Source organism: Kitasatospora sp. NPDC058444 (assembly GCF_042721415.1).
Lineage (GTDB): Bacteria > Actinomycetota > Actinomycetes > Streptomycetales > Streptomycetaceae > Kitasatospora.
Genome location: NZ_JBHXLL010000009.1, coordinates 214,513 through 231,859 on the forward strand (window position 1 = coordinate 214,513; position 17,347 = coordinate 231,859).

The 17,347-nt window shown below is 73.0% G+C and carries 11 protein-coding genes and 1 rRNA gene; 8 read left to right on the top strand and 4 right to left on the bottom strand.

Annotated elements, in window-relative coordinates; genetic code table 11:
- Positions 1-168: 168 nt before the first annotated feature.
- Positions 169-1,878 carry a carboxyl transferase domain-containing protein gene (locus ACFWP2_RS13670; RefSeq protein ID WP_380450545.1) on the bottom strand — a complete coding sequence of 570 codons (1,710 nt, stop codon included), beginning with the start codon at positions 1,876-1,878 and terminating at the stop codon, positions 169-171.
- A 131-nt stretch (positions 1,879-2,009) separates the two neighbouring features.
- Between ACFWP2_RS13670 and ACFWP2_RS13675 the strand changes: the two genes are divergently transcribed.
- Both ACFWP2_RS13675 and ACFWP2_RS13680 read left to right on the top strand, forming a co-directional pair.
- On the top strand, positions 2,010-2,765 hold the full coding sequence (locus tag ACFWP2_RS13675) for a TetR/AcrR family transcriptional regulator (protein WP_380450546.1): 756 nt from the start codon (positions 2,010-2,012) through the stop codon (positions 2,763-2,765).
- A 332-nt stretch (positions 2,766-3,097) separates the two neighbouring features.
- Positions 3,098-7,192 (top strand): ABC transporter ATP-binding protein, encoded by a 4,095-nt coding sequence (locus ACFWP2_RS13680; RefSeq protein WP_380450547.1) that lies wholly within the window; start codon positions 3,098-3,100, stop codon positions 7,190-7,192.
- Positions 7,193-7,304: 112 nt separating this feature from the next.
- Here ACFWP2_RS13680 and ACFWP2_RS13685 read toward each other — a convergent pair whose 3' ends face one another.
- A complete protein-coding gene (locus ACFWP2_RS13685; protein ID WP_380450548.1) occupies positions 7,305-8,312 on the bottom strand; it encodes an ATP-grasp domain-containing protein in 1,008 nt (335 codons plus the stop codon).
- A gap of 123 nt (positions 8,313-8,435) precedes the next feature.
- Here ACFWP2_RS13685 and ACFWP2_RS13690 point away from each other — a divergent pair, with 123 nt between their 5' ends.
- Complete coding sequence (locus ACFWP2_RS13690) at positions 8,436-8,978, top strand: NUDIX hydrolase (RefSeq protein ID WP_380450549.1); 543 nt, start codon at positions 8,436-8,438, stop codon at positions 8,976-8,978.
- Positions 8,979-9,069: 91 nt separating this feature from the next.
- Here ACFWP2_RS13690 and ACFWP2_RS13695 read toward each other — a convergent pair whose 3' ends face one another.
- Positions 9,070-10,233 (bottom strand): hypothetical protein, encoded by a 1,164-nt coding sequence (locus ACFWP2_RS13695; protein WP_380450550.1) that lies wholly within the window; start codon positions 10,231-10,233, stop codon positions 9,070-9,072.
- A gap of 284 nt (positions 10,234-10,517) precedes the next feature.
- The gene (locus tag ACFWP2_RS13700) at positions 10,518-11,633 is read right to left on the bottom strand and encodes an ABC transporter substrate-binding protein (RefSeq protein ID WP_380450551.1); all 1,116 of its coding nucleotides are present in this window, start codon (positions 11,631-11,633) and stop codon (positions 10,518-10,520) included.
- Between the two features lie 324 nt (positions 11,634-11,957).
- On the opposite strand from ACFWP2_RS13700, the gene ACFWP2_RS13705 reads away from it, so the two are divergent.
- The 5 genes from ACFWP2_RS13705 to ACFWP2_RS13725 all read left to right on the top strand — a co-directional run.
- The gene (locus tag ACFWP2_RS13705; RefSeq protein WP_380450552.1) at positions 11,958-13,532 is read left to right on the top strand and encodes an APC family permease; all 1,575 of its coding nucleotides are present in this window, start codon (positions 11,958-11,960) and stop codon (positions 13,530-13,532) included.
- Positions 13,533-13,807: 275 nt separating this feature from the next.
- Positions 13,808-14,812 carry a tryptophan--tRNA ligase gene (trpS, locus tag ACFWP2_RS13710; RefSeq protein ID WP_380450569.1) on the top strand — a complete coding sequence of 335 codons (1,005 nt, stop codon included), beginning with the start codon at positions 13,808-13,810 and terminating at the stop codon, positions 14,810-14,812.
- A gap of 182 nt (positions 14,813-14,994) precedes the next feature.
- A complete protein-coding gene (locus ACFWP2_RS13715) occupies positions 14,995-15,951 on the top strand; it encodes an LD-carboxypeptidase (RefSeq protein WP_380450553.1) in 957 nt (318 codons plus the stop codon).
- Positions 15,952-16,047: 96 nt separating this feature from the next.
- Positions 16,048-16,722 (top strand): nucleoside/nucleotide kinase family protein, encoded by a 675-nt coding sequence (locus tag ACFWP2_RS13720; RefSeq protein WP_380450554.1) that lies wholly within the window; start codon positions 16,048-16,050, stop codon positions 16,720-16,722.
- Positions 16,723-17,254: 532 nt separating this feature from the next.
- Positions 17,255-17,347: ribosomal RNA gene (locus ACFWP2_RS13725) — 16S ribosomal RNA — on the top strand; the annotation flags it as partial.

Consider the following 17,347-nt stretch of genomic DNA (forward strand, 5'->3'; position numbering starts at 1 on the left):
GGCTGGTTTTTGTTTACCTTCCTCGGGGGGGGTGTCCTCGGGGGGGTGGGGACCTTTATGGGGGGGGGGGGGGGGGGGGGGGGGGGCGCGGGCCGGGGGGGGCCGCCGCCGCGGGGAGTCACACCCGGAAGGGAGGGGTCACGGACGCAGGAGTGACAGGAGGAGGGATCACATGCGGAAGACGCCGTAGGGAGCGGGCGCCGCCAGCGGGGCGTTGGCGCAGGCGGTGAGCGCGAGACCGACGGCTGTGCGGGTGTCCATCGGGTCGATCACACCGTCGTCCCAGAGCCGGGCGGTGGCGTAGTAGGCGTTGCCCTGCCGCTCGTACTGCTCGCGGACGGGGCGCTTGAACTCCTCCTCCGCCTCGGCCGGCCACTGTTCGCCGTGCGCCTCCAGCTGGTCGCGGCGGACGGTGGCGAGGACGGAGGCCGCCTGCTCGCCGCCCATCACGGAGATCTTGGCGCCCGGCCACATCCACAGGAAGCGAGGTGAGTAGGCCCGGCCGCACATCGAGTAGTTGCCGGCTCCGTACGAGCCGCCGATCACCACGGTCAGTTTCGGGACGCGGGTGCAGGCGACGGCGTTGACCATCTTGGCGCCGTGCTTGGCGATGCCGCCCGCCTCGTACTGCCGGCCGACCATGAACCCGGTGATGTTCTGGAGGAACAGGAGGGGGATGCCGCGCTGGTCGCACAACTCGATGAAGTGGGCGCCCTTGACGGCCGACTCGGAGAACAGCACGCCGTTGTTGGCGACGATGCCGACCGGGTGGCCGTGGATCCGGGCGAAGCCGGTGACCAGGGTGGCGCCGTACTCCGCCTTGAACTCGGCGAACCGGCTGCCGTCCACCAGGCGGGCGATCACCTCGCGCACGTCGTAGGGCGTGCGCGGGTCCACCGGCACGGCCCCGTACAGGCCTGCCGGGTCGACGGCCGGCGGCTCGACCGGGGCGAGCGGCCACGGCCTGGCCTCGCGCGGGCCGAGTCCGGCGACGATCGTGCGGACGATGGAGAGGGCGTGGGCGTCGTCCTCGGCCAGGTGGTCCGTCACGCCCGAGGTGCGGGAGTGCAGCTCGCCGCCGCCCAGCTCCTCGGCGGTGACCACCTCGCCGGTGGCGGCCTTCACCAGCGGCGGGCCGCCGAGGAAGATCGTGCCCTGGTTGCGGACGATCACGGCCTGGTCGCTCATCGCCGGGACGTAGGCGCCGCCGGCCGTGCACGAGCCGAGCACCGCGGCGATCTGCGGGATGCCCGCGGCGGACAGCCTGGCCTGGTTGTAGAAGATCCGGCCGAAGTGGTCGCGGTCCGGGAAGACCTCGTCCTGCATGGGGAGGAAGGCGCCACCGGAGTCCACCAGGTAGACGCAGGGCAGCCGGTTCTCCAGCGCGACCTCCTGGGCGCGCAGGTGCTTCTTCACCGTCATCGGGTAGTAGGTGCCGCCCTTGACGGTGGCGTCGTTGGCGACCACCACCACCTCGCGTCCGGCGACCCGGCCGATGCCGGCGATCACCCCGGCCGCGGGCGCCGCGCCGTCGTACATCCCGTCGGCGGCCAGCGGGGCCAGCTCCAGGAAGGGGGAGGCCGGGTCGAGCAGGGTGTCCACCCGGTCGCGGGGCAGCAGCTTGCCGCGGGCGGTGTGCCGGGCGCGGGCCTTGGCACCGCCGCCCAGGGCCGCCGCGTCGAGCTTCGCGCGCAGTTCGGCGACCAGGGCCCGGTGCGCCTCGGTGTTGGCGCGGTAGGCCTCGGAGCCAGGGTCGACGGAGCTGCCGAGCCGGGGCGCCGGTGCGGCGGCCGCGGACGGTGCGGCACCGGGCGCCGCCGTGCGGGGCGCTGTGCCGACCCTGGCGTCGGCGGATGTGCCGGCGGTTGAGATGACCATTCCCAAGAGCTCCCTTGCCCTCGGCACCAGGTGGGCAGCCGGGTGCGGTCCGACCGTGATCGCAGGTTAATTAACGTTAACTTACGCGCCCAGGTTAACGGCCGATAACCCGACTGTCTACGATGGACGGCATGCCCAACGTCCCCGCCGCCTCCGCACTCCCCCGTCGCGACCAGATCCGCCGGGAGGCCGCGAGGCTGTTCGCGGCCAGGGGCTTCCTCGGCGTGGGCGTGGACGAGATCGGCAAGGCCGTCGGGATCAGCGGCCCCGGGCTCTACCGCCACTTCGCCGGCAAGGACGCGATGCTCGCGGACCTGCTGATCAACATCAGCGAGCGCCTGCTGGACGAGGGGCGCCGCCGGGCCGGCGGCGGCGAAGGCCCGGCCGCCACGCTGGACGCGCTGATCAGCGGCCACGTCGACTTCGCCCTGGACGACCGGGACCTGATCACCCTGCACGACCGCGAGCTGCTGAACCTCAAGGAGGAGGACCGGCGCACCGTCCGCCGGCTCCAGCGCGGCTACGTCGAGCTGTGGGTGGACGTGGTCCGGCAGGCCTACCCGCCGCTGGCCGACCCCGCCGCCGAGCCGGTGGCGCGGGCCGCCGTGCACGCCGTCTTCGGCCTGATCAACTCGACCCCGCACAGCCTCGGCTCCAGCCCCGACCAGGGCGAGCGCGCCGCCCTCCAGCGCGACGGCATGGCCGCCCTGCTTCACGCCCTCGCCCACGGCGCGTTCGCGGCGGCCGCGGCATCGACCGGCGCCCCCGCCGACGGTTCCGTCCCCGCCGACGGTTCGGTCTCCGTCGAGGGTTCCGTCCCCGCCGACGGTTCCGTCCCCGCCGACGGTTCCGTCCCCGCCGACGGTTCGGCTTCCGCGGGCGCATGAGGGGCACTGCGGGCACATGAGAGGCGCCGCGGGCACGTGAGGGACGCGGCGGGCGAGTGTGGGCATCGGCTGCGGCCCGTCCCGAGGCCTAGTCCCAGCGGACGGTGCCCGCCCGTCCCCCGGCCGCTGGGCGCCACGCGGGCCCGTCGGCGATCCTGGAGACGGCCGGGGGAGTGGGCCGTTCGAGTGTCCGTCCGGGAATCACCGCAGGCCGTCGGCTGTTGGCCAGTCCGCCGGGCCGGACGATCGAGGCTGTCCCCGGCCGACCCGGAACCCATCCGGGTCGGAAACGTCATGGCGGCCACCCGACGAAATGGTTAGCATCCCTAAATATGCCTGAGACTCACGGATCCACGGTGGAGCAATCCCCGAGCGGCCCCCCGGCCCCCGGCCCGACCCCGGAGGCTCCCGCCGACAGCCCGCAGACCGCCGCCGGGAACACCGGGCCGGCTGCCGAGGGCGCCGAGTCGGCCGGCTGGCTGCGCCGTCTGGTCGGCTACAGCTGGCGGTCCCGCCGCAGCCTGCTGCTCGCCTTCGGCGCCTCGCTCCTCGGCATGGCCGTCACCGCGCTGGTGCCGCTGGTCACCAAGCTGATCATCGACGACGTCATCGTCGCCCACACCCGTTCGCTGGTCCCGTGGGCGGTGGTGCTGCTGCTCGCCGCCCTCCTGGTCTTCGGCTGTACCCAGGTCCGCCGCTACTACGGCGGCCAGCTCGCGCTCGACGTCCAGCACGACATGCGCAGCGACCTGTTCCGCTCGCTCGGCCGGCTCGACGGCCACCGCCAGGACCGGCTGGACACCGGCCAGGTGATCGGGCGGGCGACCTCCGACCTCCAGTTGGTCAACGGGCTGCTGTCGATGCTGCCGATGATGACCGGCTACCTGCTGATGTTCGTCATGTCGCTGGCCGTGATGGTCTGGCTGTCCCCGCCGCTCACCCTGATCGCCCTGGTCATGGCCCCCGCGCTGTGGTGGGTCTCGGTGCTCAGCCGCAAGCGCCTCTTCCCCGCCACCTGGGCCGCCCAGCAGGAGGCGGCCGCCGTCGCGGGCGTGGTGGACGGCGCGATCGGCGGCGTCCGCGTGGTCAAGGGCTTCGGCCAGGAGGCGCAGGAGCTCGACAAGCTGGAGGTGGCGTCCCGCAACCTCTTCGCGGCCCGGCTCCGGTCGATCCGGCTGAACGCCCGGTACAACCCGGCGATGCAGGCGATCCCGGCGCTCGCCCAGGTCGGCGTCCTCGCCTTCGGCGGCTGGCTGGCCGTCGACGGCCGGGTCACGCTCGGGACCTTCGTCGCCTTCTCCACCTACGTCGCCCAGATGACCGGCCCGGTGCGGATGCTGACCATGGTCATCACCGTCGGCCAGCAGGCCCGGGCCGGTGTCGAGCGGGTCCTCCAGCTGATCGACGAGCGCCCGCTGGTCCAGGAGCGCCCGGACGCCCGCACCCTCGACCTCACCCACGCCGGCACCCCGGGCGGCACCCCGGCGAGCGACACTCCCACCGAGGCTTCCGCCAACGCCGACGCAGACACCGATGCCGGCACCATCGCCGACGCCCCCGCCCGCACCTTCGTCGGCCCGCGGACCCCGGACGTCGCCCTGGAGTTCGACCAGGTCGAGTTCCGCTACGACCCCGAGCACCCGGCCCCCGTCCTGCACGGCCTCAGCCTGAAGCTGGCCCCCGGCGAGACCCTCGCCCTGGTCGGCGCCTCCGGCTCCGGCAAGTCGACGGTCGCCCAGCTGGTGCCCCGCTTCTACGACCCCGCCGCCGGCACCGTCCGCCTGTACGGCCACGACCTGCGCGACCTCACCCTGGACTCGGTCCGCGCGACGGTGGGCATCGTCCCCGAGGAGAGCTTCCTCTTCTCCGAGTCGGTCCGCACCAACATCGCCTACGGCCGCCCGGACGCCACGGACGAACAGGTGGTCGCCGCAGCCCGCGCCGCCCAGGCCGACGAGTTCGTCCGCGCGCTGCCGGACGGCTACGACACCAAGGTCGGCGAACAGGGCCTGACCCTCTCCGGCGGCCAGCGCCAGCGCATCGCCCTGGCCCGGGCGATCCTCACCGACCCCGGGATCCTGCTGCTGGACGACGCCACCTCGGCGGTGGACCCGCAGATCGAGGCGGAGATCCACGACGCGCTGCGCTCGGTGATGACCGGCCGCACCACGCTGCTGATCGCCCACCGCCGCTCGACCCTCCAGCTCGCCGACCGGATCGCCGTCCTGGAGCGCGGCCGGCTGCTGGACCTCGGAACGCACGAGGAACTCGAAGCCCGATGTCCCCAGTACCGGGCCTTGATCACCGACCCCGAGGCCGGTCGCACCGACCGGCTGCCCACCCCCGATCCGGCAGCCGCCGACCCGGCGCCCCTGGCGGAGTCCGAGCGGGCCACCGGGCGGCGGGCCGCCGACGGCGCCCCCACCGACGGCGCCCCACGAACCGACGGCACCGCCGGGACCCAGGCCACCCCCGAAACCCCCGAAACCCCCGAAACCCCCGAACCCCAGCCCACCCCCGGGCTCCCCTCTCCCGTCCTCCCCACTCCCGCCCTGACCAAGGCCGCCCGCACCGCCGACCCCGACCTGCTGGAGAGGGTCGCGGCCCTGCCGCCGGCCTCCGACACCCCGGCCGTCCCCCGCACCGAGGCCGAGGCCGGCGACCCCGACTTCACCCTGCGCCGCCTGCTGCGCTCCTTCCGCACTCCACTGCTCCTCGCCCTCGTCCTGGTCGCCCTGGACGCGGCGGCCGGACTGGTGCTGCCGGTGCTGATCCGGCACGGCATCGACGACGGCGTCCGCAAGGGCCTGATGTCCGGCGTCGCGGTCGCCTCGCTCACCGCACTCGTCGTGGTGCTGCTGGACTGGGTGGTGCAGGGCGCCGAGAACCGGGTCAGCGGCCGTACCGGTGAGCGCGTCCTCTACACGCTCCGGCTCAAGATCTTCGCCCACCTCAACCGGCTCGGCCTGGACTATTACGAGCGCGAGCTGACCGGCCGGATCATGACCCGGATGACCACCGACCTGGACTCGCTGACGTCCTTCCTCCAGACCGGCATGGTCACCGCCGTGGTCAGCCTGCTGACCTTCGCCGGGATCTTCGCCGCCCTGCTGATCATCGACGCCGGCCTGGCCCTGGTGGTCTTCGCCGTCCTGCCGCTGCTGGTGATCGCCACCCTGGTGTTCCGCAGGAAGTCCAGGGACCAGTACGAGCGCTCCCGCGACCTGATCAGCGCCGTCAACGCCGACCTCCAGGAGAACGTGGCCGGCATGCGGATCGTCCAGGCGTTCCGCCGCCTGGACACCAACACCGACCGCTTCGTGGCCCGCGGCATCGCCTACCGCGAGGCCCGGGTCAGGGCCCAGCTCTACATCTCGCTGTACTTCCCCTTCGTCCAGTTCCTCTCCAGCGTGGCCGCCGCGCTGGTGCTGATCGTCGGCGCGGCCCGGGTCGACGCCGGGACGCTGACGGTCGGCGCGCTGGTCGCGTACCTGCTCTACATCGACCTCTTCTTCGCGCCGGTCAACCAGCTGTCCCAGGTGTTCGACGGGTACCAGCAGGCCTCGGTGGGCCTCGGCCGCATCCGCGAGCTGCTGCGCACCCCGACCACCACCGCCGAGGCGGCCGACCCGGTCCCGGTGGCCAAGGGCCTGCGCGGCGAGATCTCCTTCGAGGGCGTCGGCTTCGCCTACAACGGAGGTGCGGACGGCGCCCCGACCGTGCTGAGCGGCGTCGACCTGCACATCCCGGCCGGGCAGACGGTGGCGCTGGTCGGCGAGACCGGCGCCGGGAAGTCGACGCTGGTGAAGCTGGTCGCCCGGTTCTACGACGCGACGGAGGGCACCGTCCGGGTGGACGGGGTCGACCTCACCCGCTACGACCTGGCCCAGTACCGCCACCGCCTGGGTGTGGTGCCGCAGGAGGCGTACCTCTTCGCGGGCACGGTCCGCGAGGCCATCGCCTACGGCCGACCGGACGCGTCGGCGGCCGAGGTGGAGGCGGCGGCCCGGGCGGTCGGCGCCCACGACATGATCGTCCGGCTCACGGGCGGCTACGACCACGAGGTGGCGGGCCGCGGGCGCAACCTCTCGGCGGGCCAGCGCCAGTTGATCGCGCTGGCCCGCGCCGAGCTGGTCGACCCGGACATCCTGCTGCTCGACGAGGCCACCGCGGCGCTCGACCTGGCCACCGAGGCCGCGGTCAACCAGGCCGCGGACCGGCTCAGCGGCGGACGGACCACCCTGGTCATCGCCCACCGCCTGACCACCGCCGAACGCGCCGACCGGGTGGTCGTGCTGGACCACGGCCGGGTGGTCGAGGACGGCACGCACGCCGAACTGCTCGCCCTGGGCGGCGCCTACACCAGGCTCTGGCAGGCGTTCACCGCCGACGGCCACCCGGCGGCCGAGCCCGTCGCCGCCGGATAGGCCGCCCCGCACCCGGAGCGGCGGCCGGCCGCTACCCCGCCCGGCCGTGACGGCGCCCGGCTGCGACCCGGCCCGCCCGTCAGCCGCCTGGCGGTCCTTGACGCGTGAACCGTCAGGCGGCGAGCAGCGAGGCCAGCAGTCCCGAGGCGTCGATCCCGCGCGGCAGGTCGCTGACCTGCCCGTCCCCGACCTCGACCACGCGCCAGCCGGAGCCGTCCGCCCGGCTGGCGAGGTCGGTGGTGACGAAGCGGCAGCCCAGCCTGCGGACCAGCGCCGGGACATCGGTGAGGTCGGGCTCGACGGCCTGGCGCGGGGCGTCCGGGTGCGGCCCGACCAGGACGGGCCGGCCGTCCAGCCACCACACCCGGGCCTCCACGGCCCGCCCGCCGCCCGACAGCGCGCCGCCGTCAACGTGCTCCGCGCCGGCGGCACCGGCGGCACCGGACACCCCGCCCGCGTCGGCCGCACCGCGAGGGCTGTTCGCGCCGTTCGGCCAGTCCACCGGGGCGCCCACGCCCTCGAACTCCTCGTACCTGCGCAGCACCACGCCGCCCGCCAGGAACTCGCCCTGCAACTCGACGAACCGTTCCACCACCCGTCCGACGGCCGCCAGGTCGGCCAACTCCGGTACGTAGCAGGCCTCGTGCCACTCGTGCTTGCGCGACTTCACGTAGTCCTTGACGATCGCCGGGCCGTGCCCGCCCAGCCGGGCCGCGGCCGCCGCCAGTTCGTCGGGCCCGGGCGCCACCGGCCCGTCGGACGGGATCCACGCGCTGGCCGGGGTCGCGCCCTCGAACACGTCGTACCAGCCGGGCAGTTCATGGGCCGCCGCGTACCCGGGTGGGCTGGTCAGCAGGGTGCCGCCGCGGGCGGTGAGCGCGGCGGCGAAGTCGGCGTAGCGGGCGGTGGGCAGCATCCAACCCCGGTACCAGAGCGGTCCGCTGTCCCTCGGCACCCGCCGGACGGCCTCCTCGGCCCGCCCGGCGAGCAGCCCGTCGTGGTCGACCAGATGGTGCTCGCCGCCCAACTCCCGCAGCATCCTGGCCTCCCAGGCGAAGTGCGGATCGGGCCGGCGCGGGTTGAGCGGATCGGCGGGGAAGATGATCGCGGGTTCGGGCATGGCCGTCAGGGTACGGTCGGCGGGCGGAACCCGCGCCCGCCACGACGGACCGGCCGGCCCGAGCACCCGACCGGAGTGCCGAATCCGCTCGACGCCCCGGCCGGCCCCTGCGAGAGTGACCCGATGCGAAATCCGCTGCGCTCCCGCAAACGCAGGCCGAGGCGGGCCGCCCGCACGGTGGTCCTGGACGAGAACGGCTCGGTCTTCCTGCTCCGTTCGGACAATGACGAGGTCGGCGTGCACTGGACCATGCCGGGCGGTGGACTGGAGCCGGGCGAGACCCCGTGGGACGGCGCCCGGCGCGAGCTGTGGGAGGAGACGGGCTGGAGCGACCTCGAACCCGGCCCGCTGCTCTGCACCTGGGAGCACGACTTCACCTGGCACGGCACCCCGGTCCGCCAGCACGAGCACATCTACCTCACCGCCGGACCGCACCGCGGCCCGGTCGGCGACGTCAGCGAGGTGCACGCCGTCGACCGGATCCTGGACTGGCGCTGGTGGACAGCGGCCGACCTCGCCGACGGGAACGCCGACGCGCTCTGGCCGCCCGCACTGCCGGAACTGCTGGAGACGGTCCGCGCGGGCTGGGCCGTGGACGGGCGACCGCCCGTGCCCGTCGACCTCGGATACGTCCCGAACGCCCCGGTCACCCGTCGGGCCCGCTAGACCCGCGCGGCCAGGCACCGAAGTGGTGCCCGGCACCGAAACCGGGCCTCGGCACCGAACCGCGCTCCGCCGAGCGGTGCCCGCCGGAGCGCTATCCGCGCCCGCCGCGCCGGGACCGCCCGGCCGGACCGGGTTCCCAGCCGTGCAGCTCCAGCTCCCGGTCGTGCAGCGCGGCGGGGTTCATCAGCACCGTCAGCCGAGCGCCGATCAGCTGGTCGAACCCGAGCCCGGTCGCGGACAGCAGCTGCTCGGTCGACACCGAGACGGCGATGGCGGGTCGCCAGGAGGGCAGCACCACCAGGCAGGTGCCGCGGCCGACCCGGATCGGCCGGGCCGCCACCCGTACCGGTGCCCGCTCTTCCGGTCGACCGAAGACCTCGGCGGGCCCGGGGCCGGCGCCGATCAGGATGCCGAGCGGCGGTTCGGCCCACGAGGCCCCGGCGGAGTGGCCGATGGCGGCGTCGACGACAGCGGAGCCGGCATCGAGGACCCCGGGAGCTCCCTGAGTTCCCGGAGTTCCCGGAGTTCCGGCTCCGAACGAGGACCCCTGCGCCGCCGCGCCCGTCGCGCCGGGACGTTCCTGCGCCCAACCGGTGGCACCCGGCAGGCCCGTTCCGGCCGGGCCGGACGCGGCCGTCTCCCGTGCGGTCGCCCCCTGCCCGCTCTGGGCGGCCTGCGGGTGCATCCGGCGCAGTCGCCGCGAGGGCGACGGCCGCCGGGATCCCAGGAACCGCGGCTCCTCGCGCACCGAGCGCTGCGCCGGCACGGACGGTCCGCCCTCCGACGGGTTGCCCCTCGACGGGCCGTTCTCCGACGGCGTGGCGGAGCCGAAACGGACGAACCCGGCCTCGCCCCCGTCCGGCCCTCGGAGGGTGTCGGGCGTTGCGGCGGCAGGGTCGACGGGGGCAGCGGGCGCGGCCGGACCGTCCTCGGTCCCCGCCTCCACGCCGAGCAGGGGTGCTACGTCCGGGACCGGCCGGCGGTACGCGTCCGCCGGCCGGACGGGCGACGCCTCCGCGTCGTACCGGCTGCGTGGCTGCGGCACCGAGTCGGGGCGTGCCGCGCCGGCCTGGCGCGCCACTCCCTCCGGGAAGCCGGCCGCGGCCGCACGGGGCTCGACGACGGTCGCGATCGAGCACACCGGGACGGCCGCGGCGGGCGGGTCCGTCATGGCGTGCGGGGGCGAGGATCCGGCGTTGTCCCCGGGCGGGCCGGGTAGGGACGGGTCGATCGCGGTGGGGTGGAGCGAGGTCATCTGCGGGCCCTTCGGGGAACGGTTCCGACGATCCTCCCGCACCACGCGATCAGCTCCAAGCGTCGAACCCGATGGTGTGCGCGATACCACCGCCGGATCGCCGTGGGATCATCCCGGGACCGCCCAAAACGCCGCAGGACGAACACCGTTGCCACACGACCGGAACCATGCCGCGTTCCGCCCGCCGGCCCTCACCCCGGCCCTCACCCCGGTCCCGCCAGCCCCGGCCCTCACCCCGGGACGGGACCGACCGTGGGAGCGGCCCTCAAGGACCGACCAGGAGATCAACCAGCGGGCGCGACAAAGCCCTTGAGGTCGGCGAGCACCGCGTTCGCCGCCATGACGCCGAGCCCGAGGAACCAGGTCTCGTCCGAAACCGGCCGGGCCTGACCGGACTTGACCGCCCCGAGCGTCTTCCAGAGCGCGCCGCCCAGCACCGCGTCCTGGTTGGTCGAGCTGGGGCTGCCGTACACGCCGTAGAAGATCCAGTCGGCGTCGGCCTTGTCGATCTGCTCCGGGCTGACCTCGACCGCGAGCTCCTTGACCTGCTCGATCGCGGGCTGCGGCAGCGGTACGTCGGTGAGGATGGTGCCGATGAAGGAGAGCTCGGCGTAGAGCCGGGTCCGGCCCGGCATGAAGCGCAGCGGAGTGATGGTGGGTCGCTTGTCGCCGAGCTTCGCGCCGATCGCCGCGGCCGCCGCCTGGTACGCGTCGAGCTGCGCCTTGGCCTCGGCCTCCAGGCCGAACGCGCTCGCGTTGAGCAGGAAGTTCTGCTTCCAGGGGTAGCCGGGGCGCAGTGAGAGGACGGTCGGCGCGATCTTGGACAGCTGCGCGTACTGGTCCTGGGCCCGCAGCTGGCTGCCGAGGATCAGGTCCGGCTTGAGCGCGGCGATGGCCTCCAGGTTGAGGCTGTTGATGGTGCCGACGGCGGCGGGGCTGCCGGCCTTGTCCTTGAGGTAGGACGGCAGGGACTTGGAACCGTCGGTGTGCACGACGCCGACCGGCTGGATCCCGAGGGCGACGACGTTGTCGAGCTCGCCGGTGTCCAGAACCACGACCCGGGTGGGCCTGGCCGGGATGACGGTCTCGCCCATCGCGTGCTTGAGGGTGCGCGGGTAGACGCCGGGGGCGGCGTCGGTGCCGAAGCCCTTCATCTTCTCGATCACGGTGGCGTAGTCGTCGCCGCCCTGCTTGACCGACTTCTGGTTCGGGGAGGAGCCGCCGCCGGCCGGGGTCGAGCCGCCGCTGCCGCCCGATCCACCCGATCCGCCCGAGCTGCCGCAGGCGGTGAGCACTCCGCCGAGGCCGAGCACCGCGGCTCCGGCGATCCCCGCGGTGAGGAACCGGCGGCGGGTGGCGGTGCGGGGGGCGAGGGCCGGGTCGTCGGGGGTGGGGGACACGCGACGCTCCTTTCACGATCGAATTTAGGTTAGGCAAACCTATCCGATGTGGGGGAGGTGTGGTCGCGGACCTCGTATGCCGGAGGGGCAAACCAGGTCGAACCTTGGCAAAAAGGAGAAATTTCCTTGACTCAACTCCTTTGAAACAAAGGTACATGGGCTAACAAGCCGTAAATACATCAACCCCAACGGCCATCAGGCGAACGAATCGAAGCAAGTGGTTCAGATCACCAAGGGTTGGTCTACTCAACCTTCCATGCCCCCCTCTAGGGTGCGCTGGTGTTTGATCAGCAGCTCTCAGAGCACACGAGCAGCGGCCGGGCAATGGCGCCCGACGCTCCGCAGGGTGCCCCGGTCAGTGGCATCAGTGGTGGGGTCCCCGGCAGTCAGGGGACCGCTGGGGGAGCGGGGGACAAGGGTCTACGGGGCGGTTCCGTCGGCCTGCTGAGCAGTGTGGTGCTGGGCGTCTCGACGGTCGCCCCGGTCTACTGCCTGACAGCGACACTCGGTCCGACCGTCACCGCGGTCGGCGTCCAGATGCCCGCGGTGTTCCTGGCGGGCTTCCTGCCGATGCTGCTCGTCGCGTTCGCGTACAAGGAGCTGAACAAGGACTTCCCGGACTGCGGCACGTCCTTCACCTGGGGCGTACGGGCCTTCGGCCCCCGGGTCGGCTGGATGGCCGGCTGGGGGCTGACGGTGGCGACCATCATCGTGCTCTCCAACCTGGCCGGGGTCGCGACCGACTTCCTGTACCTGATGCTCGGGGAGATGACCGGCAGCGGCTGGGTCACCGAACTCGACCAGAACAAGGCCGTCCACCTGCTCACCGTGGTCCTGCTGATCGCCGGCGCCACCGCGATGAGCTACCGGGGGATGACCGCCACCAAGTGGTTCCAGTACAGCCTGGTCGGCCTCCAGCTGGCCGTGCTGCTGCTCTTCTCCGCCATCGCCATCGGCAAGGCCGCCTCCGGCGACCTGCCCGACTCGATCGGCTTCTCCTTCTCCTGGCTCAACCCGCTCGAGGTGAGCTCGTTCAGCGCGTTCACCGCGGGACTCTCGCTGTCGATCTTCATGTACTGGGGCTGGGACACCTGCCTGACCATGAACGAGGAGACCCAGGGCAGCGCCAAGACCCCCGGCCGCGCCGCGATGATCTCCATGGTCACCCTGGTCGGCTCGTACCTGCTGGTCGCGATCGCCTCCCAGATGTTCGCGGGCGTCGGCAGCACCGGCAACGGCCTCGGCAACCCGGACACCGCCGACAACGTCTTCGCCGCACTGGCCCGTCCGGTGCTCGGCTCGCCGTGGAGCATCCTGCTCTTCCTGGCCGTCGTCGCCAGCGCCGCCGCCAGCCTGCAGACCACCTTCATCCCGGTGGCCCGCACCCTGCTCGCGATGAGCGCCTACCGCGCGGTGCCGCCCCGCTTCGGCGCCGTCCACCCGCGCTTCCGCACCCCCGGCTACGCCACCGTCGCGGCGGGCATCGCCACCGCGGTCTTCTACGTCGGCATGAGCCTGATCAGCGAGAACGTCGTCCAGGACACCATCCTGGCGCTCGGCCTGATGATCTGCTTCTACTACGCGCTGACCGCCTTCGCGTGCGTCTGGTACTTCCGCCGCTCGCTGCGCACCGGTGTCCGCGACCTGCTGCTCAAGGGCGTCGCCCCGCTCCTCGGCGGTGTGCTGCTCACCGCGGTCTTCCTCCAGACCCTCACCGACGCCTGGGACCCCGACTACGGCAGCGGTTCGGTCTTCGGTATCGGCTCGGTCTTCGTGATCGGCGTCGGCATCCTGCTGCTCGGCGCCGCGCTGATGACCTGGTACCGCTTCATCCGGCCGGAGTTCTTCCGCGGCGAGACGCTGAACCAGGGCACCCAGGCACTGGTCGTGGAGGACTGACGCCGTTACCGTTGGGCGCATGAAGCGCTTCGTGGGCCTGTGCTGGTGGCCGTCCTAGGACGGCCACCAGCACTCGCCTGACCAGGGCCGTCCGGGATGGACGGCCCTGCTGCGTTCTCCGCGCTCCCCGCGCTCGCGGGACGGGCCCCTCGCCCCGGACGGCCGCCACCACCGCCGCACCGAGGAGAGAGACCTTGACCACCGAGACCGTCGCCGCACAGTCCGCCACGTCCGTTCGGCCCGCCAGGTCTGTTCGGCCCGCCAGGTCCGTTCCGATCGACGACCCGACCGCCCACCGCGTCCTCACCGGGGACCGTCCCACCGGACCGCTCCACCTGGGCCACTACTTCGGCACCCTGCGCAACCGGGTCCGGCTCCAGGACCAGGGCGTCGAGATGTTCGTCGTGGTCGCCGACTACCAGGTCATCACCGACCGCGACCTCGCCGACCGGCTCGCCGAGCACACCGAGAACCTCGTCCTCGACTACCTCGCCGCCAGCCTCGACCCCGAGCGGGCGACGATCTTCCCGCACAGCGCCGTCCCCGCCCTCAACCAGCTTCTGCTCCCTTTCCTCAGCCTGGTCAGCGTCGCCGAACTGGGGCGCAACCCCACCGTCAAGGACGAGATCGCCCACTCCCGGCAGGCCGCCGTCAGTGGACTGATGTTCACCTACCCCGTCCACCAGGCGGCCGACATCCTCTTCTGCAAGGCCGGCCTGGTCCCGGTCGGCCAGGACCAGCTGCCCCACCTCGAAGTCGCCCGCACCGTCGCCCGCCGCTTCAACGAGCGCTACCCGCACGCCGACGGCAGCGCCGTCTTCCCCCGCCCGCAGGCCCTGCTCTCCGACGCCCCGATGCTGCTCGGCACGGACGGCGGCAAGATGAGCAAGAGCCGGGGCAACGCCGTCGCCCTCGGCGCGACCGAGGACGAGACCGCCCGGATCATCCGCGGCGCCAGGACCGACGCCGACCGCCGGATCGGCTACGACCCGGTCGACCGTCCCGAGGTCTCCAGCCTCGTCCTGCTCGCCGCCCTCTGCCAGGACCGCGCCCCCGAAGCCGTCGCCGAGGAGATCGGCGACGGCGGCGCCGTCGTGCTCAAGCGCACCGTCACGGAGTCCGTCAACGAGTTCCTCCGCCCGATGCGCGCCCGCCGCGCCGAACTCGCCGCCGACCGCACCCACCTGCGGCAGGTCCTGCGCGACGGCGCCGAGCGGGCCAACGCCGTCGCCGACGCCACCCTCGCCGAGGTCCGGGAGGTGATGGGGGCGGCGATCTGAGGAGCGCTCACCCGCCGGAGCCCGCGGAAGCCGCCCGGATCGCGGACCGGACACCGGACCGGACGGTGGACCGCCTCCCACGGACATCGGCCGGTTGACACGGGGCATATCGTCACCGGGCGGTCGCGGCCACGACGCGACCGCCCGCACCCCGCTCCCGCGCCCGAAAGGTGGTCCGGCCCATGGACCAGCACCCGACCGCACCCGGCCAGGGGCTGACCCGCCCGCCGCACCTGCGCCCCGGCGACCACATCGCCGTCGTCGCGCCCAGCGGCCCGATCGACGCCGCGCGCCTCGATGCCGGATGCGCGATCCTCCGCTCCTGGGGGCTGCGCGTCACCGTCGCCCCGCACGTCCTCGACACCCACCCCTCCCTCGGCTACCTGGCCGGCACCGACGCGGACCGCGCCGCCGACCTCCAATCGGCCTGGCTCGATCCCACCGTCGACGCCGTCATCTGCGCCCGCGGCGGGTACGGCGTGCACCGCATCGTCGACCTGCTCGACTGGAGCGCGATGCGCGCCGCCGGGCCCAAGCCCTTCATCGGCTTCAGCGACGTCAGCTCCCTGCACGAGGCCTTCGCCCAGCGCCTCGGCCTCGCCACCCTGTACGGACCGCTGGCCGCCGGGGCCTCCTTCGTCTCCGACAGCCCGACCGCCGACCACCTGCGCCGCACCCTCTTCGACCCCGCCGCCGTCACCGTCCTCACCTCACCCACCGCCGCCCCGCTCGTCCCCGGCCGAGCCCGCGGCGTCACGGCCGGCGGCTGCCTGCACGTCCTCACCGCCGAGCGCGGCACGCCCGCCGCCCGGCCCTCGTACGAGGACGCCATCCTGCTGCTCGAAGACGTGAACGAGCACCCCTACCAGCTCGACCGACTGCTCACCCAGCTCCTGCGCTCCGGCGCCCTCGACGGCGTGGCCGGCCTGGCCCTCGGCTCTTGGGAGGGCTGCGGACGTCCGGAACGGGTCCGGGACGTGATGCTCGACCGGCTCGGCGGGCTCGGCGTCCCCGTGCTCTGGGAACTGGGATTCGGCCACTGCCCGTCCACCCTCACCGTCCCGCTCGGCGTTCCCGCCCTGCTCGACGCCGACGCCGGCACCCTCACCCTGGACCTGCCCGCCCTCGCCGATCGCTGAGCAGGCCCCGGCCCGGCCGGGGAACCCGCCGGGCCCCCAGGGCACCGGCAGGCACAGGGTCGCGCCGGGCAAGGGCGCAATCAGTAAGGTGCGGCCATGAACGAGGACCGCCTCACCGCCCTTGCCCTCGGTTTCCTCCGCGGCCCGGGCAGCAACGCCCGCACGCTCCTCGGACTTGCCGGCCCGCCCGGCGCCGGCAAGTCCACCCTGGCCCGCCACCTCGTCGCCGAGGTCGAGCGCGCCGAAGGCCCCGGCACCGCCGCCTACGTCCCGCTCGACGGCTTCCACCTCTCCGGCGCCCAGCTCGACCGCCTCGGCCTGACCCACCGCAAGGGCGCCCCGGCCACCTTCGACGCCCACGGCTACGTCGCCCTGCTGCGCCGCGTCGCCGGCGACCGCTTCCAGGACATCTACGTCCCGGATTTCGACCGCACCCTGGACGAACCGGTCGCCGCCCGCCACGTGGTCCGCCCGCACACCCGGCTCGTCATCACCGAGGGCAACTACCTCGCCTCCTCCGACACCCCTTGGCCCGATGCCCGCCGACTGCTGCGCGAGCTCTGGTACGTGCACACGGACGACGAGGTCCGCGAGGAGCGTCTGCTCAAGCGGCACCGCGACGGCGGCCGCGACGAGACCGCCGCCCACCAGTGGGTCACCGGCAACGACCACCCCAATGGTGCGTACGTGAAACCCGGCCGGGCGCTCTGCACCCGGACCGTCTCCGGGACGGGTTTGCCTTCGGCACCGGGCAGGGGTAGTGTTTCCTAGTCGCTCGGCAGGGAGCACCGGACACGCATCGGCGCGGACGGTCCCGGGGCGGCCAATCCCCTGAAACACCACTTCCCGGTTCGTGCCGGTCGTTTCCGCTTTTTCGCGGTTCGGCCTGGCGCTTATTCGGCGTGCACGTTTTATCGGATTGCGGCCGGATTCGCTTTTCGGAGCGGGGATCGGCTACAGTTTGAAACGTCGGACGGGGCGTCAAGCCGCAGAAGACACCAGCGAGTTGGATGAACGAAGCCCCGGAAACGGAGCGGAAAACATCTGATAAGCTGGAAACACGAAAGAACGAAGCCCGGAGGGTCCGCTGGAAGGCGGTCCGAAGGAAGCGTCCGTTCCTTGAGAACTCAACAGCGTGCCAAAAGTCAACGCCAGATATGTTGACATCCCCGGCCTCAGATTCTTCTGGGGTTGGAGATTCCTTTTGAAACAAACACTAGCGAGGACGCAGTGCGCGGGGCCGCCCTATTCCGGTGGTTGCCGTGCCGCTCAACGCGGGTGTGAACCGGATAACCGGTAAACATTCACGGAGAGTTTGATCCTGGCTCAGGACGAACGCTGGCGGCGTGCTTAACACATGCAAGTCGAACGGTGAAGCCCTTCGGGGTGGATCAGT

Coding starts and splice junctions, on each gene's coding strand:
- ACFWP2_RS13670 (WP_380450545.1), bottom strand. CDS start 1,878: ATGGTCATCTCAACCGCCGGCACATCCGCCGACGCCAGGGTCGGCACA.
- ACFWP2_RS13675 (WP_380450546.1), top strand. CDS start 2,010: ATGCCCAACGTCCCCGCCGCCTCCGCACTCCCCCGTCGCGACCAGATC.
- ACFWP2_RS13680 (WP_380450547.1), top strand. CDS start 3,098: ATGCCTGAGACTCACGGATCCACGGTGGAGCAATCCCCGAGCGGCCCC.
- ACFWP2_RS13685 (WP_380450548.1), bottom strand. CDS start 8,312: ATGCCCGAACCCGCGATCATCTTCCCCGCCGATCCGCTCAACCCGCGC.
- ACFWP2_RS13690 (WP_380450549.1), top strand. CDS start 8,436: ATGCGAAATCCGCTGCGCTCCCGCAAACGCAGGCCGAGGCGGGCCGCC.
- ACFWP2_RS13695 (WP_380450550.1), bottom strand. CDS start 10,233: ATGACCTCGCTCCACCCCACCGCGATCGACCCGTCCCTACCCGGCCCG.
- ACFWP2_RS13705 (WP_380450552.1), top strand. CDS start 11,958: ATGGCGCCCGACGCTCCGCAGGGTGCCCCGGTCAGTGGCATCAGTGGT.
- ACFWP2_RS13715 (WP_380450553.1), top strand. CDS start 14,995: ATGGACCAGCACCCGACCGCACCCGGCCAGGGGCTGACCCGCCCGCCG.
- ACFWP2_RS13720 (WP_380450554.1), top strand. CDS start 16,048: ATGAACGAGGACCGCCTCACCGCCCTTGCCCTCGGTTTCCTCCGCGGC.